Origin of the sequence: Hypericibacter terrae (assembly GCF_008728855.1) — a bacterium.
Lineage (GTDB): Bacteria > Pseudomonadota > Alphaproteobacteria > Dongiales > Dongiaceae > Hypericibacter > Hypericibacter terrae.
On record NZ_CP042906.1, the window covers coordinates 2,819,305 to 2,842,817 of the forward strand.

General features: G+C 65.8%; 23 protein-coding genes and 1 pseudogene. 10 read left to right on the forward strand and 14 right to left on the reverse strand.

All coding sequences use genetic code 11. The features are described from left to right. Window positions 1-55 precede the first annotated feature (55 nt). Window positions 56-469: a tail fiber domain-containing protein gene (locus FRZ44_RS12865; protein WP_151177571.1), complete on the reverse strand. Its 414-nt coding sequence runs from the start codon at window positions 467-469 to the stop codon at window positions 56-58. Window positions 470-720: 251 nt separating this feature from the next. Here FRZ44_RS12865 and FRZ44_RS12870 point away from each other — a divergent pair, with 251 nt between their 5' ends. Next, window positions 721-2,721: an alpha/beta fold hydrolase gene (locus FRZ44_RS12870; protein WP_151177572.1), complete on the forward strand. Its 2,001-nt coding sequence runs from the start codon at window positions 721-723 to the stop codon at window positions 2,719-2,721. A 228-nt stretch (window positions 2,722-2,949) separates the two neighbouring features. After that, window positions 2,950-3,951 carry an isopenicillin N synthase family dioxygenase gene (locus FRZ44_RS12875; RefSeq protein ID WP_151177573.1) on the forward strand — a complete coding sequence of 334 codons (1,002 nt, stop codon included), beginning with the start codon at window positions 2,950-2,952 and terminating at the stop codon, window positions 3,949-3,951. Here the strand turns inward: FRZ44_RS12875 and FRZ44_RS12880 are convergent. From FRZ44_RS12880 to FRZ44_RS12890, 3 genes are all read right to left on the reverse strand, one after another. After that, on the reverse strand, window positions 3,948-5,900 hold the full coding sequence (locus FRZ44_RS12880; protein WP_151177574.1) for a CHASE2 domain-containing protein: 1,953 nt from the start codon (window positions 5,898-5,900) through the stop codon (window positions 3,948-3,950). The two genes, FRZ44_RS12875 and FRZ44_RS12880, sit on opposite strands and share 4 nt — an antisense overlap. A 4-nt stretch (window positions 5,901-5,904) precedes the next feature. Continuing rightward, window positions 5,905-6,531, reverse strand: coding sequence for a FecR family protein (locus FRZ44_RS12885; RefSeq protein WP_151177575.1), 627 nt, complete (start codon window positions 6,529-6,531; stop codon window positions 5,905-5,907). A gap of 187 nt (window positions 6,532-6,718) precedes the next feature. Continuing rightward, window positions 6,719-7,159, reverse strand: coding sequence for an EF-hand domain-containing protein (locus FRZ44_RS12890; RefSeq protein WP_191908566.1), 441 nt, complete (start codon window positions 7,157-7,159; stop codon window positions 6,719-6,721). Window positions 7,160-7,716: 557 nt separating this feature from the next. Between FRZ44_RS12890 and FRZ44_RS12895 the strand changes: the two genes are divergently transcribed. The 3 genes from FRZ44_RS12895 (at window position 7,717) to FRZ44_RS12905 (ending at window position 12,796) form a co-directional block, all read left to right on the forward strand. Continuing rightward, on the forward strand, window positions 7,717-9,447 hold the full coding sequence (locus tag FRZ44_RS12895; protein WP_225308669.1) for a glycosyltransferase family 4 protein: 1,731 nt from the start codon (window positions 7,717-7,719) through the stop codon (window positions 9,445-9,447). Window positions 9,448-9,563: 116 nt separating this feature from the next. After that, a complete protein-coding gene (locus FRZ44_RS12900) occupies window positions 9,564-11,579 on the forward strand; it encodes a CocE/NonD family hydrolase (RefSeq protein WP_151177577.1) in 2,016 nt (671 codons plus the stop codon). A gap of 179 nt (window positions 11,580-11,758) precedes the next feature. Continuing rightward, window positions 11,759-12,796 carry a zinc-dependent alcohol dehydrogenase family protein gene (locus tag FRZ44_RS12905; RefSeq protein ID WP_151177578.1) on the forward strand — a complete coding sequence of 346 codons (1,038 nt, stop codon included), beginning with the start codon at window positions 11,759-11,761 and terminating at the stop codon, window positions 12,794-12,796. 29 nt (window positions 12,797-12,825) lie between these two features. On the opposite strand, the gene FRZ44_RS12910 is transcribed toward FRZ44_RS12905, so the two are convergent. After that, window positions 12,826-13,314: a hypothetical protein gene (locus FRZ44_RS12910; RefSeq protein ID WP_151177579.1), complete on the reverse strand. Its 489-nt coding sequence runs from the start codon at window positions 13,312-13,314 to the stop codon at window positions 12,826-12,828. Between the two features lie 9 nt (window positions 13,315-13,323). Beyond that, on the reverse strand, window positions 13,324-13,785 hold the full coding sequence (locus tag FRZ44_RS12915) for a MarR family winged helix-turn-helix transcriptional regulator (protein WP_151177580.1): 462 nt from the start codon (window positions 13,783-13,785) through the stop codon (window positions 13,324-13,326). Window positions 13,786-13,872: 87 nt separating this feature from the next. On the opposite strand from FRZ44_RS12915, the gene FRZ44_RS12920 reads away from it, so the two are divergent. Together FRZ44_RS12920 and FRZ44_RS12925 are read left to right on the forward strand one after the other, a co-directional pair. After that, window positions 13,873-14,319, forward strand: a complete 447-nt coding sequence (locus FRZ44_RS12920) for a DoxX family protein (protein ID WP_151177581.1) — start codon at window positions 13,873-13,875, stop codon at window positions 14,317-14,319. 32 nt (window positions 14,320-14,351) lie between these two features. Continuing rightward, window positions 14,352-15,050 (forward strand): glutathione S-transferase family protein, encoded by a 699-nt coding sequence (locus FRZ44_RS12925; protein ID WP_151177582.1) that lies wholly within the window; start codon window positions 14,352-14,354, stop codon window positions 15,048-15,050. Window positions 15,051-15,055: 5 nt separating this feature from the next. Here FRZ44_RS12925 and FRZ44_RS12930 read toward each other — a convergent pair whose 3' ends face one another. The 3 genes from FRZ44_RS12930 to FRZ44_RS12940 are packed head-to-tail and all read right to left on the reverse strand — an operon-like array spanning window position 15,056 to window position 18,053. Continuing rightward, window positions 15,056-15,565 (reverse strand): hypothetical protein, encoded by a 510-nt coding sequence (locus FRZ44_RS12930; protein ID WP_151177583.1) that lies wholly within the window; start codon window positions 15,563-15,565, stop codon window positions 15,056-15,058. 28 nt (window positions 15,566-15,593) lie between these two features. Next, window positions 15,594-16,382 carry an SDR family NAD(P)-dependent oxidoreductase gene (locus tag FRZ44_RS12935; protein WP_151177584.1) on the reverse strand — a complete coding sequence of 263 codons (789 nt, stop codon included), beginning with the start codon at window positions 16,380-16,382 and terminating at the stop codon, window positions 15,594-15,596. Between the two features lie 9 nt (window positions 16,383-16,391). Next, window positions 16,392-18,053 (reverse strand): acyl-CoA synthetase, encoded by a 1,662-nt coding sequence (locus tag FRZ44_RS12940; protein WP_151177585.1) that lies wholly within the window; start codon window positions 18,051-18,053, stop codon window positions 16,392-16,394. 155 nt (window positions 18,054-18,208) lie between these two features. Here FRZ44_RS12940 and FRZ44_RS12945 point away from each other — a divergent pair, with 155 nt between their 5' ends. From FRZ44_RS12945 to FRZ44_RS27030, 3 genes are all read left to right on the forward strand, one after another. Further along, entirely contained in the window at window positions 18,209-18,865 is a 657-nt protein-coding gene (locus FRZ44_RS12945) for a DsbA family oxidoreductase (protein ID WP_151177586.1), read from the forward strand. Between the two features lie 225 nt (window positions 18,866-19,090). Then, window positions 19,091-19,441 carry a hypothetical protein gene (locus FRZ44_RS12950; protein ID WP_151177587.1) on the forward strand — a complete coding sequence of 117 codons (351 nt, stop codon included), beginning with the start codon at window positions 19,091-19,093 and terminating at the stop codon, window positions 19,439-19,441. 205 nt (window positions 19,442-19,646) lie between these two features. Further along, window positions 19,647-19,790, forward strand: coding sequence for a hypothetical protein (locus tag FRZ44_RS27030; RefSeq protein ID WP_191908567.1), 144 nt, complete (start codon window positions 19,647-19,649; stop codon window positions 19,788-19,790). A 521-nt stretch (window positions 19,791-20,311) separates the two neighbouring features. Here FRZ44_RS27030 and FRZ44_RS12955 read toward each other — a convergent pair. From FRZ44_RS12955 to FRZ44_RS12975, 5 genes and pseudogenes are all read right to left on the reverse strand, one after another. Continuing rightward, window positions 20,312-21,249: pseudogene (locus FRZ44_RS12955) on the reverse strand (IS1595 family transposase). A gap of 123 nt (window positions 21,250-21,372) precedes the next feature. Further along, window positions 21,373-21,663 carry a DUF1330 domain-containing protein gene (locus FRZ44_RS12960; RefSeq protein WP_151177588.1) on the reverse strand — a complete coding sequence of 97 codons (291 nt, stop codon included), beginning with the start codon at window positions 21,661-21,663 and terminating at the stop codon, window positions 21,373-21,375. Between the two features lie 32 nt (window positions 21,664-21,695). Beyond that, complete coding sequence (locus FRZ44_RS12965; RefSeq protein ID WP_151177589.1) at window positions 21,696-21,986, reverse strand: DUF1330 domain-containing protein; 291 nt, start codon at window positions 21,984-21,986, stop codon at window positions 21,696-21,698. A gap of 35 nt (window positions 21,987-22,021) precedes the next feature. Then, on the reverse strand, window positions 22,022-22,852 hold the full coding sequence (locus FRZ44_RS12970; protein WP_151177590.1) for a class I SAM-dependent methyltransferase: 831 nt from the start codon (window positions 22,850-22,852) through the stop codon (window positions 22,022-22,024). Between the two features lie 20 nt (window positions 22,853-22,872). Next, window positions 22,873-23,502: a flavin reductase family protein gene (locus FRZ44_RS12975; RefSeq protein WP_151177591.1), complete on the reverse strand. Its 630-nt coding sequence runs from the start codon at window positions 23,500-23,502 to the stop codon at window positions 22,873-22,875. Window positions 23,503-23,513: the final 11 nt, after the last annotated feature.

Sequence of the window (23,513 nt, forward strand, 5' to 3'; positions counted from 1 at the left end):
CCCGGACCGATGAGGGCCGCGCCCTCGGCATCGTTGGCCATCCTCGCCAATGGGGTCAGGGCGCGGCAGGCCTGCCGATGCGGCTGTAATCCACCGACAGATAACCGTCGGCGAGCGGAACCACCGCATCGGGATGGACCCTCGCCACCTCCTGCGCCATCACGCCCATCTGCGTGACGTCGTCGCCCTTGTAGCGAAAGGTGTAGACATTCAGCCCGTCGAAGGTTCGCCCGACCAGGCGGATATCCTCCTTGGCCCGCATGTCCGAGACCATGTTGTGGTGCGGCGGAACGAAGGGCTGATCCAGATGGGTTTTCTTATCGCATATGGAATAGCTGTTGTCGGTGGCGGCGCCGTTGCACTTGTACATCTCGCTCAATTGCGGATCGGCATGCTGTCCGGTGGAACAGGCGCCGAGTGCGAACAGGACAGCCAGGGGCAGCAGGAGACGCGGGGTGGTGCTGAACATCGAAGACCTTTGACGTTGCTGAAGGACCCTCCCGGAACAGGCCCGATCGCGATCGGCAAGCTGCCGAAGGCGCGACCGGGTTGCGGTCCGGATCCATGATGGGAATTATGCCGAATGCGCCCTGCCGCCATTCACACGCCCGTGTTGTGTCCAAGAATTCACGCCGGCTCCGGCAAGCCGGCGGTAACGATCGCGCCGTCTCTGCCGCGCAGCCGCGAAAGCGCCGGTTGCGCCCGGGGGTGGGGGCGTGATTGCATGACCTGACGTTCATCCTTGAAGGCCCGATGATGCCCTCCTCGCCCAGCTTTCGCCTGGCCTCCGCCCTGTCCGCGGCGCTGGTCCTGCTGTTCCTGACCGCGTCGACCCCGCCAAAGAGTACCTCCAGTCTCAGCTCCAACAAGCTGGAAGCGGCGCTCGACAAGCTGGGCGCGCATCAGTGCAAGGACAGCAAGCTCACCTGCGTCACCCTCACCATGCCGCTCGATCAGCTGGGCAACGATCCCAAGGGCCATGTCGACATCGACTTCGCTGTGCATTTCTCGGAGAAACCGAGCAAAGGCCTGTTGATCTATCTCGTGGGCGGTCCGGGCAGCAGCGGCCTCGAAGCCGCGGAGGATTCGCTGTCGGACCACAATTCCCGGCTGGGCCAGGAGATGGACATCGTCTTTCTCGATCAGCGCGGCACCGGCGACCGCAACGCGATGGATTGCCCGAAGGCCAGCGCCGTCTACGACATGGCCACGATCGATCTCGACAAGCCGGACGAGGCCGTCGATCTCACCAAGACCTTCGTCGCCGGCTGCATCAAGGAGATGAAGCACACCGAGCTCCTGCCCTATCTCGGCACCGACCAGGCGATCCGCGATCTGGAGACCTTCCGCCAGGCGATCGGCGCGCCCAAGGTCTGGCTCTATGGCGAGAGCTACGGCACCCAGTTCGCCCAGCAATATGCGGTCGCATTTCCCGACGCGATCGCAGGCGTCATCCTCGACGGCGTCATCGACACCAATCTCGACGCCGAGGGTTACGCGGCGGAAGACGGCCGCGCCGCCGAAAGCATCCTCGCCCGCCTCTTCGCCGCCTGCGACGACAAGTCGAACTGCCATGCCGACATGTCGGCACCGGCAGCGACGGTCTATGACGCGCTCGCCGCCCGGCTCGCCAAGGCCCCGATCGCAGTCGATTATCCCCTGCCGGACGGGTCGGCCCGCCGCCAGCTCACCCGCGGGATGCTCGAAGGAGCCGCCTTCAGCGCGCTCTATGGACCCGGCGACCGGCGCGATTTCATCCGCGCGCTGGCGGCTGCGGGGCATGAGGATCTCGTGCCGCTGCTCCGCCTCGCCTATTACAACCTCGCCCTGGATCCCCTGACGCTCGAGGCGCTGGGCTATAGCGGTTTCTATCTCGGCGCCTATTACGGCATCAGCTGCCAGGACTATGCCGAGCCGGGCGCCGATCCGACCGCGCTCGCCAAGTCGATCCTGGCCGAGGCGAAGACCCGGTCGACGGCGTTCCCCCATTTCCCGCAACTCTATGTCTCGGACCGGCTGCCTTGCGCCTTCTGGCCGGCGAAGGGCAAGGTCGGGCGGCCCAAGGCTTTCACGGGCGGCAGCTACCCGACCGTGATCCTCAATTCGGACGCCGACCCCGCGACGCCGATCTCCAACGGCTATGCCGTGTTCGACCGCGTCAAGAATGGCTACATGATCACCATGCAGGGCGGGCCCCACGTCATCATGGGCCGCGACGACGCCTGCCCCGACAAGGTCGTTCTGGGACTGATGCTCGACGACCAGATCCCGATCGCCCATGAGCAGATCTGCGACACGGCCCTGACGCGCAGCTACGTCCCCCTGACCCTGACCGATCCCGCGGACGCCAAGGACCCGCTCAAGGTCGCCCGCGGCGTCGAGGTCGAGCTCGAACGGTTCCCGGAGTTCTATTGGGACCTCGGATCCGATCCGGTCTCCATCGGCTGCGACCATGGCGGGAAGATCGAGGCGCGCGAGACCAAGACCGGCCGCGAATACCGCTTCCGCAATTGCGGCCTATGGCCGGAGCTGCGGATCTCGGGCACCGCTTCCGCTCATCAGGAGGGCGACAACAGCGACGACATCACGCTCGCGATCGACGTCGCCGGCGCCCATCAGGGGCATCTGAACTACCACCATGACTGGATCACCGAGGCGACCAGCCTGGGCGGCGAGTATGACGGCAAGGACCTGGCCACGCCGCGGCCGCCCTTGCGCTGAGGTCCGCGCCGCCCATCCGCGATCCCGAAAAAAAATGGCGTCGATGGCTTTGGCCACCGACGCCTTTAAGGAGGAACGCACAGCAGAGGCTGATCGTGAAACCGCTCCACGATCTGAATCGACGCTACCGCTAAATCCCGACTTAATGAATAGAGATTAACTGAGCGCAGGCTTAAGTTTTTCTTTCGCCATGCCCGCAAGCCCCGAACGCTTTAGCATCCAGCTCTTATGATCCCCACCCTCGATATCTCGCCCCTGTTCGGTGCCGACGTCGAGCACCGAGACAGCGTCGACCGGGCGCTGGCCGCGGCGGCAACGGGGCCCGGCTTCGTGATCGTCACCCGTCTGGCGGGCGACTGCCCGCTCGACGAGCGGAGCCGCGCCGACCTCGCGGCGATATTCGCCCTGCCCGAAGCCGAGAAGCGCCGCCTGTGGCGGCAGAAATTCGCGCCCCGGAACGCCAACGTCTATCGCGGCTATTTCCCGGTGCAGAATGGCGCCGCCACCTACAAGGAGGGCATCGATCTCGGGCCCGATCTGGCCCACGGGCCGCGCATCCAGGCCGACGACGATCCGCTGTTGGAACCCACGCCGCTTCCCGACGAGCGCAGCCTGCCTGGCTGGCGCGAGGCGGCGGCGCGCTATTACCGCGCAATGGAGCAGATCGCCGCCCTGCTGATGGCCTCGCTCGCGCGCGGCCTCGCGATCGACGAAGCCGTCTTCGCGGCGCCCTTCGCGCAAGGCATCTCCACCCTGCGGATGATCCATTATCCGCTGCGTCCGCCGGAATCCTTCCGCGGCGCCGAGCCCGCGATCGCCGTCGAGCATGAGGGCGAGGTGCGCCAGCTGGTGGGAGCGCCTCATACCGATTCCGGAATCCTGACCCTGTTGAACCAGGACTCGACCGGCGGGTTGCAGGCGCGCGGACGCGATGGACGCTGGCTCGACGTGCCGCCGCAACCAGCCTCGCTCGTCGTCAATTTCGGGAAGCTGCTGGAGCTCTGGACCGAGGGCCGGGTGCGCGCGACCGAGCATCGCGTGCTCGCCGCGGCGAGCCCTCGCCTCTCGATCCCGTTCTTCTACGAGCCGGGCGCGGAGGCGCTGATCCAGCCGCTCGCGACGTCGGGACAGCCACCGCTGGCGCCCTTCCGCTATGGCGATTATCTCTGGAAACGGATGGTCAAGTTCGTCGAGTTTCGGGGGCTCGAACGGCGGACGGTGGCGCGTTAAGCGCCCGCGGCGTCGAGCAGCGCCGCCATCGGCGCGACCCACACGGTGATGCGGCCCTCCCGGCCTGGGATCGGCTGATCGGCCAGGACCGTGAAACCCGCCAGAAGGTCTTCGCGCCCGGCGGCGGCGACCGCCCGCATGGCGGCATCCGACGCCGCGATCGCCGCCCCCTTCGTCTTGGCGAAGGCTTCGAGGCGGCTCGCGACATTGACGATATCGCCGGCCGCCGCGAGCTGCGACTGCGCAGCACCGCCCAGCCGCGCCATCGCCACCGGACCGAAATGCAGACCGCCGCGCGGCCTGAGCTCCGGATGCCAGCGCGCCAGCGCCGCGATCAGCGACCGCGTGCAGGCCAGCGCCGAGACCGGATCCTCCGGCTTCGGCTGCGGCAGACCGAAGATCACCATGGCGCCGTCGCCGGCGAACTGCTCGATCACACCGCCATGGGCCAGCACGACCGCCTCGAGCCGGCCGTGGAACGCCTTGAGGAAGTCCGCCGTCTCGCCGGGCGAGCGCCGTTCGCTCAACCGCGTGAAGCCGGCGAGATCGACAAAGAGAATGGCCGCGAGCTGCTCGCGCTCGTAGAAGCCGGGCTGTTCCTGCGACGCCATCTGCTCGGCCATGGAGGGCGGCATATAGCGGGCGAGATTACCGCGCTGGCGTTCGGCCTCCCGCCGCAACCGCAGCTCCTGGCCGACCCGACCCAGCAACACGATGGCCGCGGTCATGACCGCGGCAAAGGTCGGCACCGCCATGTTGAGCCACAGATTGAACTGCGTGAATGCGAACGTCGTCACGATCGGCCAGATCAGCGCCACCCCCAGGGTGGCGATCAGCGCCAGGCGCGGGTTGCGCAGGTTGGCGGTGATCCATGTCATGCCCGCCAGCAGCAGGATGGCGGCGAACTCCCAGGCGCGAAGCGCACCCGTTCTCAGCAACCTCGGGCCATGCAGCAGATTGGCCGTGATCGTCGCCAGAACCTCGACCCCGGGCAGTTCGCGCGCGAAGGGTGTGATGCTGCGATCGCCCAGGCCGAGCGCCGTACCGCCGAGCAGCACCGCGCGGCCCGCGATCGCGTCGGCCGGGACCTTGCCCGCCATGAGGTCGGCGAGCGACACGGTGGCGATGCTGCCGGCCGGGCCATAATAATCGATCGGCATGCTGAGATCGTTGTCGAGCGGGATTCGCCGGTCGCCCAGCTGCAATTGCCCGTCCAGCGACAGGGCGATCTCGTTCTCGCCGAGACCCATTTGCAGCCGTGCCAGTTGCACCGCGAAGGCCGGGATGAGCACATCGCCGATGGCGATCGCCGGCTGGAAGCTGCGCTGCGCGCCCGTCCGGTCCGGTGCGAGATTCACATGGCCGACGATGGCGGCGTGGCGGAAGGGTTCGATCGGCAGCAGCGCGCCGGGCGCGCGCGGCGGCTCGAAACCGCCACTGGCAGGGCGCGACACCACGCGATAACCCAGCGTCGCAAGGTCGTCCAACGTCTTTTGGCCGGCCGTGGCTGAGAGCTCCAGCAAAGCCGCCATCGCCAGCACGGCGCGTCCCTGGCGCATCAGGGAATCGCGCAGCGCCAGGTCGCCGACTGACAGGGTGATACCGTCGCTGGCCCCTTCGCGTTCACTCAGCAGCAGGTCGAGCCCGACACTGCGGGCGCCCAGCTGCTGCAGCTTGTCGACCGCTGCCGCGATCTGGGCGCGGGGCAAGGGCCATCGACCGACCTCGGCCAATGTGCGCTCGTCGACAGCGACGATCACCACGTCGGTCGGCGCCGGCAAGGTCCCGCGGAGCTTGAAGCGCGCATCGAGCGTCGTGCCCTCGATGCCGTCGAACAGCGGCAATCCGAACCGATGGATCAGCACCAGGACGATGAGGGCCGCGATCGCGACCAGGGCGGTCCACCGGAGCCGGTGCTTCTCCGGCCGGCTCGCCCCCGATGCCGTCACGCGCTCACCAGGTCACGCGCGCGAGGGCCTTCTGGCGCCGGGCCGCACCCCAGATCTTGGGCGGCGTGGGCGCGGCGCCGGCTTTGATGTCGGTGCCCTGGCCGGGGCCCAGCTTGAAGACCGGGCCGGCGGCGCGGCCCGCGACCTCGACGGTCCCGCTCAAGACCAGGACCGCGCTCGTATCCTTGCCCGCTTCGACCAGCCATTCGGTGCCGCGGACCGCCGCGACCGCCGTTTCGGTCTGAACCGCGAAGCGGCCCCAACGCGTGCCGTCATTGACGATCAGCTTGATGATGCCGCTGAGAAGCGACAGCAGCGCCTCGCCCCCGCCGCCTGCCTTCGGCGCAAAGCGCGCGACCTCGACCCGGCTCGAGGGCCCGACCGTCAGCAGCGAGCCGTCGGCGAAACGCAAATCGACCTTGCCGTTCTCGCCGGTGACGATGCTGTCGCCCAGGGCGACCTTGTCCCCCAGGCCCAGTGCCGTCTCGCCGCTGCCCCGGGTCTTGGCGACATGACCCTGGAGCCGCACCACCTCGCCGACCGCGTCCTGTGCGGCCAGCCGTCGCGTGAGACCGCCCAGCGCGATCGCCGCGAGCATCGCGCGCAACCAGACTCGCCGATCGATCCGCATGGCCTGCTCTCCGGTTCCCCATCACCCGTTCGAAGGCTATCGCCTGGGGCCGGGCTCTCACAAGGTCCGGAGGCTCTGCCTGCCGCTGGCACAAATTGATCATGGTCGAGGCCGGTGGCAGGTGGCCCGGCGGCCCCACCGCGAGCCGATCGCCGCGGTGGGGCTCCGGAATCGACGGCAGCCTGGATCAGGCGGCCTGCGATCCGTTCTCCTGCAGGCCCAGCAGCGCCGACAGCAGGCTCTGCTGGGTCGACGCGTCCAACCCGGACTTCGACGAATTGTCGGAGGAGGTCAGCGTGTCGAGCAGCTGCTGCGTGATGCTTGATGCGGAATCGGCGGCGGACGCTCCGGAACCGGAGACGTCCTGGGATCCCAACAACACGCTCTTCATCGCAGAGCTCATCTTCTCGAAGCCGGTCGCCAATTCGGATTGGGTCATCTGTCCATCGCCATCGGTATCGAAGGCTTTGAACATCTGGTCCGCCTTGGCGGCCGCCGACGGCGAGGGAGAGCCAGCATCGAACTCCGCCTGGCTCACGACACCGTCCTGGTTTGTATCCAGCCGCGAGAACATCTTGTTCAGCGTGGTCGCGTCGATCGCTGACGCGCCACCCACTCCGGAAATCATGGTGGATTCTCCTTCTTCTTCTGATTTTCCGCAGTCAGGCCGGGCCAGCCGGCGTCCCGTCCCGGCACGCGAAGCCGCGCCGGGGCACCGATCGGCCCACGCCATCGGCACGCAAAGATGGCGCCAAATTCAGCCAGTAAATCCGATGCGTTAGAGCTGCGGCGCGCCTGGGAAGAGAGCGCGGGTGCGACCCGGAGGACCGGTTCCGCACGGCAAAACCAACCCAGGAAACCGGCAACTGCTGCCGCGTTCGCGCGATCCTGTCCCTTCCCCCTCGCGGGGGAAGGCTAGGAAGGGGGCGAACTCGGTTTCGACATCTCGCCGTCCCCCTCCCGCTCGCTCTCGCTCGCGACCTCCCCCGCAAGGGGGGAGATGACAAACCCTCCACGCCCCACAATCCCTTGATTTCGCACGGCAATGGCTCGATTGTCGGGGCCGCCGCGTTCGCGCTCTTTACGATGTTCCTTTACGGTTCCGCATCAAATGCCTGCAATGATTGATGAATTCCCGCACAAGGCCAACCGGCGCCGGTCCGCTGACCGGTCGAGGAGATCGCCATGGAGGAGCCCGGCCCGATGACGGCACGCGCCACCGAGACGGAGACCCTGGACGCCGCCGACAAGCGGCGGCCCAACGCCGCGATCATGTTCGCGGCCGAGGGCTACGACACCTCGCGGCCAAAGCTGATGGGGCGCCATGCGGCCGGCGAAGGTTTCCTGAAGGGCTTCGCCCGCCATGCCGGCGTCGAGCGTTTCTGGGGCCTGGTCCCGACCGAAAACGACGGCCGCCATTTCTCCGAGACCCTGCACCAGTTGAAGCCGGGGACGCCCGTGTCGGTCGCGGTCTATTCGCGGCTCGAAATGCTGAAGGAGCCGGGCTCGCTGTTCCTGCCGGGGCCCGGCATCGCCGACCATGCCTGGATGCGCCGCTCCAAATGCAACCAGCGCGATTTCTCGATCTCCGGCATCACCCACACCACCGCCTCCTTCGGCGCGATGGATTCGATCGCGGGCCTGGTCACGGGGCCGGTGCAGCGCTGGGATGCGCTGATCTGCAGCTCGGTCTCGGTGCGCAAGACCGTCGACCGCGTGGTCGATGCGCAGATGGAATTCTTCCGCGACCGTCTCGGCGCGACCGGCAAGCCGACCCTGCCCGAGCTGCCGGTGATCCCGCTCGGCGTCGATTGCGACGCCTTCAAGCTCGGCGGCGGGGTGCGCAGGACCTGGCGCGACCGGCTGCATATCGACGAGCGCGACCTGGTGCTGCTGTTCATGGGCCGGCTCTCCTTCCACGCCAAGGCCCATCCGCTGCCGATGTATCTCGCGGCCGAGGCCGCGGCCAAGGCAATCAAGGGCAAGGTGCATCTGATCCAGGCCGGCTGGTTCGCGAACGACGCGATCGAGCAGGCCTTCCGCAGCGGGGCGCGCGAATTCTGCCCCTCGGTCAATGCGATCTTTCTCGATGGCCGCAAGAAGGATGTCCGCAACGAGATCTGGGCTGCGGCCGACGTGTTCGTCTCCTTCTCCGACAACATCCAGGAGACCTTCGGCCTGACGCCGATCGAGGCCATGGCGGCGGGGCTGCCCTGCCTCGTCAGCGACTGGGACGGTTATATGGACACGGTGCGCGACGGCGAGGACGGATTCCGCGTCCGCACCTGGCAGCCCCCGGCCCCGCTGGGCGAGGATCTGATCTATCGCCAGACCTCCGGCGCCGACAGCTATGACCGCTATTGCGGCAATGCCTGCCAGTTCGTCTCGGTCGATCCGCAGGATGCCGCCGAGGCGCTGGTGCGGCTCGCCAAGAATGGCGACCTGCGCGAGAAACTGGGCAGCCAGGCGCGCCAGCGCGCGCGCGAGGTCTTCGACTGGAAGGTCGTGATCGGCCAGTATCAGCAGCTCTGGGGCGAGCTCGACCGGATCCGCAAGAATGCGAAGGAGTCGGCACCGCGCGGCAAGGGCCCGGCCTGGCCCGCGCGTCTCGATCCGTTCGACGCCTTCGCGCATTACCCGACCAACCAGCTGGCGCCCGATACGAAGGTCGCCGCGGTCGCCGGCGCGGATGTGAAGCGTCTCGACGCGATGCGGCGCCAGCCCGCGAGTTCGTATGCGTCCAGCATCTTCCCCGACCGGAACGACTGCATGGCAGTGCTGGCCCATCTGGCGACGGCCAAAACCGCCAGCGCCGACGATCTCGCGGCGCTGGCGCCAGCCGAACGGCAGGACAGCCTGCGCCGCGGGCTGGCCTGGCTGGCGAAGCATGGGCTGGTGCGGCTGCTGCCGGAGTAGACCCCCAAGAAGCCCCCCGAGCCCAGGGCATTTCCGGGCTGTCTTCGCCGCCTGTTGACGGAACCGCCGCGCTGAGCCAGACAGGGGCACCTTTGCCCTCGAAGATCTGGAATCTCATGCGCTACATCGACGTCACCCCGCGCGAAGTCCGCGAAATCGAGAATCTCTGGATCCCGATGTCGGACGGGGTGCGGCTCGCGGCCCGCGTCTGGCTGCCGGCCGACGTCGAGACCACGCCGGTCCCGGCGATCGTCGAATATCTCCCGTACCGCAAGCGCGACGGCACAGCGCCGCGCGACGAGATCATGCATCCCTGGTTCGCACGCCAGGGCTACGCCGTGCTGCGCATCGACATCCGCGGCACGGGTGAGTCAGACGGACGCTTCGTCGACGAATATATCAAGCAGGAGCAGGACGACGCGCTGGAAGCGCTGCGCTGGATCGCAAGCCAGCCCTGGTGCACCGGCAAGATCGGCATGATGGGCATCTCCTGGGGCGGCTTCAACGCGCTCCAGATCGCGGCACGCCGCCCGCCCGAGCTCAAAGCCATCATCCCGGCCTGCTTCACCGACGACCGCTATGCCGACGACGTCCATTACATGGGCGGTTGCCTGCTGAGCGACAATTCGACCTGGGCCTCGGCCATGACCTGCTATGCCTCGCCGCCGCCGGACCCGGCGATCGTGGGCGAGCGCTGGCGCTCGATGTGGCTCGACCGGCTCGAAAACATGCCGCTCCTCGCCGTCAACTGGATGGAGCATCCGCGCCGCGACGCCTTCTGGCAGCAGGGCTCGGTCTGCGAGAATTATGCCGACATCGAATGTCCGGTCTTCGCGGTCGGCGGCTGGATCGATGCCTACAGCAACGCGGTGCCACGGCTCCTCGCCAATCTCAAGGTTCCCTGCAAGGGCCTGGTCGGGCCCTGGGCCCATACCTGGCCGCACAATGCGCGACCCTTGCCCGCGATCGGTTTCCTCCAGGAATGCCTGGCCTGGTGGGACCAGTGGCTCAAGGGCATCGATCGCGGCGCCATGGAAGGCCCGCGCTATCGCGTCTGGGTCATGGACCGCGTGGTGCCGCGTGCCTATCAGGAGGAGTGGCCCGGCCGTTGGATCGGCGAGCCGAGCTGGCCCTCGCCCCATACCGAGACTCGCATCCTGCATCTGAACGAGAACGGCCTCGGCGCGAAACCGGCGCCCGAGCGCGCGCTGCTGCACCGCTCGCCGCAATATGTCGGCTCGGCCGCGGGCTTCTGGTGCCCCTATGGCAATGGCGTCGATATCGCCTTCGACCAGCGCGAGGACGATGCGCGCTCGCTCTGCTTCGACACCGAGCCGCTGCCGGCTGCCTTCGACATCGTCGGCGCGCCGGCGCTGGAGCTGGAGCTCTCTTCCGACAAGCCGCAGACCCAGATCGCGGTGCGGCTCTGCGCCGTCGATGCCAACGGCTCCTCTTTGCGCGTCAGCTATGGCGTGCTCAATCTCTCGCACCGCGACAGCCATGTGAATCCCACCGCGCTCACGCCGGGCCAGCGCTATCGCGTCCGCGTCCAGCTCAACGATGTCGGCTACCGCTTCCTCTCCGGCCATCGCCTGCGCGTGGCGATCTCCACGGCCTATTGGCCCACCATCTGGCCGCAGGCCGAGGCCGCGACCATCACGGTCCATACCGGCAGCAGCCGGCTCGCCCTGCCCGCGCGCCCGCGCCGGGCCGAGGACAACCAGCTGCCGGAGTTTGCGCCGGCCGAGGGCGCCATGCCCGGCCCCGTCGCCTGGATCCGCAAGCATGACGCGCGATTGAATCTGAGCTACGACCCCGCGCAGGACGAGGCGACCTATGCGGTCGACAAGGACGAGGGCGTCTACCGGCTCGAGGCGATCGGGCTCGAGACCGGCGCGCATCTGACCGAGCGCTATCGCATCAGGGGCGACGATCCCCTCAGCGCGCGGGCCGACTATGCCTGGGTCGCCTCGCTCGGGCGCAGCGACTGGCACACCCGCACCAAAGGCCGCAGCTCCTTCACGGCCGACGCAAAGAACTTCCACGTCACCATCGAGCTCGACGGCTTCGAAGGCGACAAGCCGGTCTTCAACAAGCGCTGGGAACGGAAGATCCCACGGGATCTGGCGTAGAAAGCCGTCAGGATCGACGCTGCCGCCTGCCCCTGGGCTGTATCGGACAGGATGCTCCGACCCTAACCTTCCGGGTGCGGCACCGGCCCTTGTTGTTATATGGATCCGCCGCCCCACTTCTCCTGGTGATGTCGTGACGACTCCTTTCACGCTCACGGCCGACACACAGGGAGAATGTGATGAAAGCGCTCGTGTACCGTGGACCCGGCCGCAAGGCGCTCGAGGACTGTCCCAAGCCCGAAATCAAGGCGCCGGGCGACGCGATCGTGAAGATCGTGAAGACGACGATCTGCGGCACCGACCTGCATATTCTCAAGGGCGATGTCCCGACCTGCACGCCCGGGCGGATCCTCGGCCATGAAGGCGTCGGTATCGTCGATACCGTGGGCGCCGGCGTCACCACCTTTCGCCCCGGCGATCGCGTTCTCATTTCCTGTATTTCATCCTGCGGCAAGTGCGATTATTGCCGGCGCGGGATGTATTCGCACTGCACCACGGGCGGCTGGATTCTCGGCAACGAGATCGACGGAACCCAGGCAGAATATGTGCGCACCCCGCATGCCGACACCAGCCTCTATCGGATCCCCGAGGGCGCCGACGAAGAGGCCCTGGTGATGCTCAGCGATATCCTCCCCACGGGCTTCGAATGCGGCGTGCTCAACGGCAAGGTCGCGCCCGGCTCGACGGTGGCCATCGTCGGCGCGGGGCCGATCGGACTTGCCACCCTGCTGACGGCGCAGTTCTACTCGCCGGCCGAAATCATCATGATCGATCTGGACGACAACCGCCTGGGGCTGGCCCGGCAGTTCGGCGCCACACGGACGATCAACAGCGCGGACGGAAAGGCGGCCGAAACCGTCAAGAAGCTGACCGACGGCCGCGGCGTCGATACGGCGATCGAGGCGGTCGGCATCCCCGGCACCTTCCTGCTCTGCCAGGATCTGGTCGCGCCCGGGGGCATCATCGCCAATATCGGCGTTCACGGCTCCAAGGTCGATCTCCACCTCGAGCGGCTCTGGTCGCAGAACATCGCGATCACGACGCGGCTGGTCGACACCGTCACCACGCCCATGCTGCTGAAGACCGTGCAATCGAAGAAGATCGACCCGACCCGCCTGATCACCCATCGATTCAAGCTCGATAAGATTCTCGATGCCTACGACACCTTCGGCCGCGCGGCGGACACCCACGCCTTGAAGGTCATCATAGCCGCGTAAAATCGGGCCCGGCGCGAAGAACCGACATCTCAGCCGTCGTCGCTCAGGCCCTGCCGGTACCAGGGAATGATATGCGTCTCGAGCATGTTCAAGCGGCCCTCGAGATCGGCCGCGTTCTCCAGCGTCGGTGGGGCGTTGACGGGAATCGCGTCTGACAAATCCCCGCCTGCCTTCACCGCCGCCACCCAGTGGCGCATCTGGGAGATGTAGGCCTCGAGCGCGATATCCGGCTCCGGCGCCTCGTCGGTGACGAGATAAGCCGGCGGCAGGTCGCCCACGACGACCCATAGGACCGGATCGACATCGGGCTTTGCCGGTTCGAGTTCGAAGAGGAACACGCCCACGACACCGCCGATCCCCATCCCGAACAGGACGCGCTTGATCGCGCCGCTCCATCGGAACGAACCGATATAACGGACAGCCTCGTCATGGAGCTTTTTCAGCTCCTGGGCTTCTTCCTCGTCCCCATCGCCCAAAGCATCGATATCGAAGAGCTTTGAATAGTCGACGGCGGTCATCTGAATTTCCTATAGCTGCCCTTCTGCACTCGTCGCATCGATCAAGGTCTCCAGCGCCCCACTGAGACGCTCGATCTCTTCCGCCTTCAGCCGGCTCGCGAAATGGCGGCCGATCGCGGCCTCGTAGACCGGCCACATCTTCCGACGCAGGGTGCGGCCTTTCTCGGTGATGGCGATATCTGCCCCCCGCGCATCCTCGGGCGACGGCTCACGGCGCACCAGCCCCTCGCCTTCCATCCGGTCGATCAGCCGCGAAAGATTGTACTTCGCCAGCAACAGCCGCGGATGAAGCTCGCGATGCCGGAGGCGGCCATTCTCGGCGCGATCGAGCTCCAGCAACACGTCATACCATTCGAGCGCCGGCAGGTGGGCCGCCTTGAGGTCCTGCTCGACCTTCTGCAACAGCAGTTGCTGCGCCCGCAACAGCCTGGCCCAGGCGCGAACCGCTTCTTTCGACGGTACTTTTTTCATCGCCTTCAACTTTCCGTGATTTTGTTGCATTTGCACCAATTATACCATATCGTTGCGTTTACACCAACTAGCCCGCTGGAGGCCGTCATGACTGTCCCGAAGCTCGCCCCTTACGCCACCCTTCTCCTGCGCCTGGCGCTCGGCATCATGTTCCTGACCCATAGCATCGTCCTGAAATGGTTGACCTACGGCCTGCCCGGTACGGCGCAATTCTTCGTCTCGGTCGGGCTGCCGGGATGGCTCGCCTATGCCGTGTTCGCGGCCGAAATCGCCGGTGGCGCCATGCTGATCCTGGGTGTCCAGGTCCGTTGGGCTGCGGCCGCGATGACGCCGATCCTGTTGGGTGCGGTCTGGGTCCATGCCGGCAACGGCTGGGTCTTTACCGCCGCCAATGGCGGTTGGGAGTATCCCGCTTATCTCACGGTCCTCTGCATCGTCCAGGCGCTGCTGGGCGAGGGTGCCTGGGCCCTTTCCCCCTCCCGCCTGCCCGCCTTCGCCCCCCGTGCCCTCGTCCGCGCGGTGGTCGAGGCCTGAGCCACCCCTGATCCTCCGACAGGAAAACCCTCATGATTCCGCCCAGCCGCCTCACGCTCGTCAGCCACCATCTCTGCCCCTATGTGCAGCGTGCCGCCATCGCGCTCGCCGAGAAGGCGGTTCCCTTCGAGCGGGTCTATGTCGATCTCGCTCACAAGCCTGACTGGTTCCTGGCGATCTCGCCGCTGGGCAAGACGCCCGTCCTTCAGGTCGGCGACCGAGCGATCTTCGAATCGGCCGTCATCCTGGAATATCTGGAGGAGACCCAGGCCCATCCGCTCCACCCCGAAGATCCGTTGACGCGCGCCGAACATCGGGCCTGGATCGAGTTCGGCTCGGCCATGCTGAACGACATCTGGGGCTTCTATGTCGCGCCCGATGCGGAGGCTTTCGCCACGAAGTCGAAAGCGATCGCCGAGAAGTTCCAACGCCTGGAAGGCGTCCTCGCCGACGGCCCCTATTTCAGCGGCGAACGCTTCACCCTGGTCGACGCTGCCTTCGGTCCCGTCTTCCGCTATTTCAACGTCTTCGATCGGATCTGCGCGCTCGGCCTGTTCGACGGCCGCCCGAAGCTCGCAGCCTGGCGCAAGGCGCTCGGCGCTCGTCCTTCCGTGCACGATGCCGTCACTGCCGATTACGACGCCCGCCTCTGGGCATTTCTCAAAGCCCGCAGCTCGCATCTATCGGGATTGATGACTGGGCCCTCGCCGGAAGCGCTGGCTGCCGAATAGGCCGTCTATTGCGTCGGATAGGTGACCTCGGCCGAGATCAGCGGGCTCCGGCAGGCCACGGCGCCCTCGCCGCTGCCCGCCACCGCGTCGATCCGGAACATCGAATCCGCGGTCTCGGCATAGCTCTCGTCGACCGAGAACTGGTCGATCTGCGCGAAGTTCAGCAGCGCGGCATAGTCCGAGGCCGGGTTGTCGGCGTAGCCGGTCTTGGGATCGACGCCGCCGGCCTTCTTCACCCGGTCGATCAGCTTCTTGCATTCGGCTTTGGTCGCTTTGCCCGCCGGCTCGTAGACATACATGACGATGCTGTCGGACTCGGTGCCGACGAAGGTGTTGATCCCGTCGCCGCCGGCCCAGCTGGACAGGGCCGATTCCACGCGAACGAGCGACAGGTCCCAGAGAGTGGCCGGCGTCTCGCTCAGCTTCTTCTTGATGGCGGCACTGTCGGCATTGGCAGCCATGGGCAACAGAACCACGGCCATCAGCGCGGCCGCGGCGATCGAACGACGAAACATGAAATCTTCCCCCTGTTGATGCGAAGTCCTAGGCCTGCTGCAGCACCTCGCCGCCATCGACGAGGACCGAGCTGCCGGTCATGAAGCTCGATGCGTCGGACGCCAGCAGGAGCAGGAGTCCGTCCAGCTCCTCGGCCTTCCCCACCCGGCGCATCGGGATCGCCTTGATCGCCGCCTGACCCTGCGGCGTCGACAGATAGTTTTCCGTCATCTCCGTCTCGAAATAACCCGGACAGATCGCATTCACGCGGATGCGATGTTTGGCCAGCTCCAGTGCCATGGTCTTGGTGAGCGAGATCACGCCCGCCTTGGAGGCGCTGTAGGCCGCCGAGCCCTTGGCCACGACGATCCCCAGCATCGAGGCGATGTTGACGATGCTGCCGCCCTGCCCGTTCGCCGCCATGCGCCGTGCGACCTCCTGGGCGACCAGGAAGGCGCCTTTGAGATTGGTGTCGAGGGTACGGTCCCAATCCTCTTCGCTGTGATCGAGGAAGGCACTCGCCGGCGCCACGCCGGAATTGTTCACCAGGATGCGCAACGGCCCGAGCGCGGCCTCGACCGCGGCGACCGCGGCCTTGATGCCGGGCGGATGGGTGACGTCGAGCGCGATCGGCAGGACCGTGCCACCGCGCGACGTGATGCCCTCCGCCAGCGCCTCGAGCCGATCGGTGCGCCGCGCCGCGATCGCGACTTTGGCGCCGGCCTCGGCCAGAACCTCGGCGAAGCGCCAGCCCAGGCCCGAGGATGCGCCGGTCACCAGCGCCGTGCGGCCGGTGAGATCGAAGCGCGCGGCGATGCCGACGAGAGATTCCGTCATGATGGCCGTTCAGCCCCCCAGCTCTTTGGCGCGCTCGCGCAACACATATTTCTGGATCTTCCCGGTCGAGGTCTTGGGCAAGGGGCCGAAGCGCACCGTGCGCGGGATCTTGAAGTTCGCCATATGGCTGCGACACCAGTTGATGATATCGCGCTCGTCGGGTTCCGCCCCCTCGCGCAAGGTGACGAAGGCACAGGGCGTCTCGCCCCATTTCTCGTCGGGCCGTGCCACGACCGCCGCTTCCAGCACCTTGGGATGGCGATAGAGCACCTCCTCCACCTCGAGGCTCGAGATGTTCTCGCCGCCCGAGATGATGATGTCCTTGGCCCGGTCCTTGATCTCGGCATAGCCGTCGGGATGCCAGACCGCCAGATCGCCGGAATGGAACCAGCCGCCGCGGAAGGCCTCCTGCGTCGCCTTGGCGTTCTTCAGATAGCCCTTCATCACGGTGTTGCCGCGCAGCATCAGCTCGCCGATGGTCATGCCGTCCTGGGGCACCGGCTCCATGGTGTCGGGATCGGCGACGAGGATCGCCTCGAGGGTCGCGTCCGGCACGCCCTGGCGCGCCATGGCCCGGGCCCGGCCCTCCAGATCGAGCTGGTCCCAACTGTCCTGGGGCGCGCAGATCGTCGCCGGCCCATAGGTCTCGGTCAGGCCGTAGAGATGCGTCACATGGAAACCGTTGCGCTCCATCGCCTCGATGATGGCCGAGGGCGGTGCGGCGCCGCCCGTGACCACCTCGATCACGCGCTCGAACTTGACCTTGGCGCTGTCGGGCGCGTTGGCGAGCAGGTTGAGCACGATCGGCGCGCCGCAGAGGATCGTCACGCCATGCTGCTTGATCAGCCGATAAACCGCCGCCGCCTCGACCTTGCGCAGGCAGACATGGGTGCCGCAGGCCGCGGTCACGGCCCAGGTGAAGCACCAGCCGTTGCAATGGAACATCGGCAGCGTCCAGAGATAGACGCAGTGGGCGTCGATCCCCGTCGAGACGATATCGCCCAGCGCATTCAGATAGGCGCCGCGATGGTGATAGACCACGCCTTTCGGATTGCCGGTGGTGCCCGAGGTGTAGTTGAGCGCGATCGCGTCCCATTCGTTGTCGGGCCAGCGCCCCTCGAAGCCGGGATCGCCCTCGGCGAGGAAGGCCTCAAACTCCAGTTGGCCGAGCCGCCGGCCGCCGCCGCTCGCGGCATAGTCAGCCTCGCTGTCGTCGATCTCGACCAGCAGCGGCTTGTTGGCGGATTGCGCCAGCGCCTTCTCCGTCACCTCGGCGAATTCGCAATCGGCGATCAGCACCTTGGCGCCGCCATGATCGAGGATGAAGGCCACCGTGTCGGCGTCGAGCCGGATATTGATGCTGTTGAGCACGGCGCCCAGCATCGGCACCGCGTAATGGGCCTCGAGCATGGCCGGGATGTTGGGTGCCAGCAGCGCCACGGTATCGCCCTTGCCGACACCCCGGGCCGCGAGCGCCGAGGCGAACCGCCGGCAGCGCTCGGCGAATTCGGCATAGGTGATGCGCCGGCGCCCATGGATGACCGCGACCTTGTCGGGATGGACGGAAGCCGCCCGCCGCAGGAAGGAGAGCGGCGTCAGCGGCACATAATTGGCCGGATTCGGCGCCAGATCCTGTTCCCAGACGCTGCCCGCGTCGCGTCCCGTCGCCATGCCTCGGTCTCCCTGGAGCGCCCCGGCGCTCATGCCCCTCGGGCTGTTCGCGCCATCTTGTTTTGCGCTATGGTCGAGGCCAACTGGACAAACGTCAAGTCGGGCAACGCCCGAAACCCATTAGATTTTCTCCCAGGGTCTGGGGAGGTTCCTCGATGCAGCTCGATATCTTCTCCGACACCATCTGCCCCTGGTGCTATGTCGGCAAGCGCCGGCTGGAGCGGGCCCTGAAGACGCGGCCCCAGAGCGACATCGCGATCGCCTGGCGGGCCTTCCAGCTGAACCCGACCATGCCCGCCGAGGGCATGGATCGGCGCAGCTACATGGAATCGAAGTTCGGCACGCCCGAGCGGGCCCGGCGCATCCATGAGGCGGTGGCAACCGCCGGGGCCGGCGAAGGCATCGCCTTCGCCTTCGACCGCATCAAGCGGACCCCGAACACGGTGATGTCGCACCGGCTGCTGCGCTTCGCTCATCGATACGATCTGCAGAGCCCGGTGCTGGACGGGCTGTTCCAGGCCTATTTCGAGGACGGGCTGGACACCGGCGATGCCGACGTCCTGACCGCCATCGGCGGCGCAGCCGGACTTCCCGAGGAGGAGGCCCGCCGGTTCCTGTTGAGCGGCGACGAGCGCGACATGGTGCTGGCGGAGGATCAGCTGGCCCGGCGGCAGGGAATCAATGGCGTGCCCTGCTTCATCTTCAACGGCCGCTTCGCGCTCTCCGGCGCCCAGGAACCCGAGGCGCTGTTCCAGCTCTTCGACCTCGCCCGCGAGGATGACACCGAGCGCCGGCAGGCGAGTTATAATTGAATGCGACCGATGTCCCCTCCCCCGGAACGGGGGAGGGCTAGGGAGGGGGCTGCTCCGACCGAGGCTTCCCCCTCCCTAACCCTCCCCCTCAAGGGCAATTATATACTTGAGGGAACATGGACTCGGGAGTATCTAAGCCGCGACAGGCCGGCGCTATTGAGATTACCCCGGAGATGATCGCTGCGGGCGAAGACGTCTTATGGGATCTCGGGTCGGCGGAGGAGATTGCCTCCGCTGACTATGGGACCATTGTTCGATCTGTTTTTTCAGCAATGCTTTCCGCTGGGCCAACACATCGCGCCGAAGTTGGTTGACTTCGCTAAGGGCTATCTCGATTCCGCGCAGGAACGTCCTGAAATCCTCGGGCCTAATTTCCATGCCGCCCGGGGTTATTTTGGCTTTTCGCCCAGGCGGCCAATCCGGGTTTCTGAAGGCGCCAGAGGTAATCTGAAGAACTGGATATTTCGTGCCGGTATGTCTTACCCATACCCCATGGGCCACAGCGTCTCGAAAGTTCTCAATCTTTTTGCATTCATTCCCGAATGTCTTGAGATTGAGGGGCGATTTCAGATTTAGGACCGACAAAATATCGTCGATCATCTGGCATTTCTCTTGAATTCTGGGATCTCGGACTGCAAGACGCCCGAGTTTTTGATCGACGGCCAAGAGAATGTAGACGACGCGTCGGAGGCGGGTTTCAAGGAGCGCGAAGCGAGACACAACCCGCCCGATGTTTGTGCTGTACGATGTGGGAAGTCTGGACCGAGTAGGATAAGTAGGCATGGCAAAGCCCCCCGCAAAGACCGAAGAAGATCAGCGCCGCGATGCGTTGCTAAAGCGGATGCTCGAAACACCGCCGAAGCCGCATAAGCCGGTGAAGTCGGAGCCAAAGACGAAGCAGAAGGCAAAGAAGCCCGCCAAATAATGGAACGGGGGCACGAGGCCCCCGTCTGACTGTTTAGGTCGCCAGCATAACGATCAAGAAGACAAGCCACCGAACGATGGCTGCTACATTGATCGAGACTTCCACCTTTACTTCGGTTTTCATTGCGCATGAGCCCAATGGAACCGAGGCGCGCCCCGGTGTTAATGGGGCATTTGTATCGCGCCATGCCGGGCGCTAGTTGCTTCGGGTTACGATCCCTGGGCAACGGCGGACAGGTTACCCGTGTCGGGATTCAGGCTGGGAGAGGCACCCTAGCGATTGGGTGTCGCACCTCCTTTCAGCCGAAACGGACCCGCCCTTTAGCCACCCTTCGCAGGGGTGACATAGGGGTTGCGAAGCCCCTAGCCGCCTTCCTCGGTTGCCCAACCACATGGTTGGGTCGCATACGGCGACTAGGGGCATTATCTCGCAGGGGTTGCGGGAGTCCAGATGGTTACTTGGGACGCTTCTTGCGCCACTTCTTGCCCCTGCGGTGCTGTTTGAATGCCTGATGCCAGCTCTTAGGCTTGGTCAGCCCGCCGATAGGTGAGGCGCTTGCCTTCGATGCCCTTAAGGGCCTTCACGACGCGCTCGTCATCGCTGACACCGAGGCCAGAGCGCTCGTTGTAGCGGAAGTCAAACTCGGCCAGATAGCGCTTCAAGTGCTGCTGGCTGACATGGTGATAGGTTCCGGTAATCCCGCGCTTGAGGATCGAGAAGTAGTTCTCGACCGTGTTTGAGTGCGCTTCGCCGCGAACGTACTCGCCAGCGCCGTGATTGACCGTCTCGTGCTTCGCAAACTCTTTGCCGGGGTGATATAATACTGGCCCGCTTCGTCGGTCATCAGGAACGACTTGCGGTCGATCTGAGCCACGAGGATCGGGCGCAGGGTCTTGGCGTTGACCTCTGGAACGTGGTGCGAGCGGACAGATCCGCCGCGCTCGACCAGCGAGAAGACAATCTCCTTGCCCTTGCCGCCGATGTTGCCGGCTTTGCGCTTGCTCTTGTGCTTGTTCTTCTCTTTGCCTCCAACATAAGTCTCGTCGGCTTCGACGGTTTTGCCTTCGCCACCGAGGGGACCGGATGGCCTGCCCTCGCGCATGGCTTCGCGCAGGCGATGGGCCATGAACCACGCGGACTTGTAGGTAATGCCGAGCATGCGGTGGAGCTGATGGGCGCTGATGCCCTTCTTGCTGGCCGACATGAGATGGGCCGCCAACAGCCACTTGTGCAAGGCGATATGGGAGCGCTCGAAAACGGTCCCGACCGTCACCGAGAACTTCTTGCGGCATGAGCGGCAATAATGGAGGCCCGGGGCATGGCTCTGGCCTTCCATCCGATGGACGTTCTCCAACTCGCCGCAATGGGGGCAAAACGCGCCATCGGGCCAGCGGATGGCCTCCAGATGGGCGCGGGCCGCGTCGTCATTGGAATAGATCGGGTTTGAAAGGTTCGTCATGACGTATCTCCTTGAACCCAATATGAGGATTCGAGGGTGTTCCGTCAAGTATATAATTGCCCCCTCAAGGGGGGGAGGGAACAGATTACTCAATCCTCGCCCCCCATTTTCTCGCGCCGCCCCCTACTCCGCTCCATCGATGATGATAAGGCTGCCGCGGCTGGCCTTGAGGCGCAGGGGCACGAGCTTCTGATAGGCCGGCGAATGGTACCAGCCCTCGGCCGCCTCGCGTGACGCGAACTCGACCACGACGACGCGGCCATAGGGCATGTCGCCTTCGACCTTCGTGAATCTGCCGCCGCGAACGATGAACTTGCCGCCGAAGGGCGCCAGTGTCGGCATGACCTCCTTGCGGTAGGCATCGAAGCCGGCCGGGTCGGTGATGTCTTCCTGAAAGATGCAATAGGCCTTCATTTGCGCTGCTCCGTGCGTTTCGGCCGCAGACCCTACTCGGCGCCGTCGACGATGATGAAATTCCCGCGGCTGGCCTTGAGGCGCAGCGGCAGGATCTTCTGATAGGCCGGGGAGTGGTACCAGCCCTCGGCCGCCTCGCGCGACGGGAACTCGATCACGACCGTGCGGGGGAAGGGCCAGTCGCCCTCGAGCTTCGTCACCTTCCCGCCCCGCACCAGGAAACGCCCGCCGAACGCCGCGATCGTCGCCAGCACATCCTTGCGATAGGCCTCGTAGGGGACCGGATCGGTGACCTCGAGCTGCGTGATGGTATAGGCCTTCATCCGTTGTCTCCTTCTCTGACACGGGGTCGCTGGGATCAGCCGCGCTTTCGGCCGACGATCTCGACGGGAGCGATGCGACCGGCCTTCAGATTGACCAGGATGTTCGCGACCTTCTGCGGCGCGGTCTCGCCCATCAGGATATGCAGGCCCAAGGGCGGCGGCCCGCCGGCAGCGGCCTTCTCCTGCATCTGACGGAAGAACTCGATCGCGAAATCGCGCCGGTTGCGCTCACGCTCGACCGCAAACCCGGCTTCGCTCAGACAGGTTCGATATCGCTCGGCGCTGTCCACGAAGCTGAAGGCGGGATCGGACGCCCAGGGCAGCGGAAAAACCAGATCGCCGTCGGCCTCCCGCATCACGTCATAGATGCCGAAGACGCCGCCCGGCTTGAGGACGCGCGCCACGCCCGCCATCAGGCGGCGCTTGTCCGCGATGTTCATGCCGACATGGAGCATATAGGCCCGGTCGAAGGTGCCCACCTCGAACGGCAGATCGACCGCGCTCGCCTGGCGATAGGAGACGCTCTCCGAGAGCCCGACTCGCTTGGCCAGCAGGGCAGCGACCTCGACATACTCCGCGGTCAGATCGATGCCCTCGACCTGGCAGCCATAGGTCTGCGCCACATGGCGCGAGGCGCCGCCGATGCCGCAGCCGATATCGAGCACGCGCATATCCGGCTCGATACCAAGCTGCGCCATGAACTCGACCGTCGCCGGCCGGCCGCCGATATGGAACTCGTCGATCGGTGCCAGATCGGCGGGCGTCAGCTGGGCCGGATCCTTGCCCGAGGCTTCCAGCGCCAACAGGATCGCCCGCTCGAGCGAGCCATGACGGTAATGCTGCGCAACACTGGTCTCGACAGTCATGGCCTCTCTCCTCGACTGAATCACTCCGGACGGCGCATGCGGAAGGCTTCGGTGACCACGGCATATTCCGAATAGCCCAGCCGTGCGATCGGCTTGGCCGAAGCGATATCGACGCGGCCGTCGCGGATGAGGGAATCGTCGATATGGACGCCCAGCACCTCGCCCAGGATCATCACATAGGATTCGTGCGGATCGCGGCTCGGCAACGGGACCGTCTTCCAATAGCGGCATTCGAGATGGACCGGCGCTTCGGCCACGCGCGGCGGCTTCACCAGCCGCGAGGGCGCCGGCGTCAGCCTGGCGAAGGCGAACTCGTCGGTATCGGCCGGCAACCGGGCCGAGGTCGCGTTCATCGCCTCGCGCGTATCCCAGGTCGTGAGATTGCAGACGAATTCCTTGGTCGCCTCGACATTGAAATGCGTGTCCTTGATCGCCCGGTCGGCCTTCGAGCCGCCGGGGCAGAACATGACCATGTCGGGATCTTCGGAGATGGCATTGAAGAAGCTGAAGGGCGCGAGGTTGGGAACGCCGCCGGGGCTGACCGTGCTGATCCAGCCGATCGGCCGCGGCACCACCAGGGCCTTGAACGGGCTTCGGCCCAGGCCAAGCTCGGCCTTCTTCTCCTCGAAATGCGCGGTCTCGTAGAACATCGCCTCTCCCC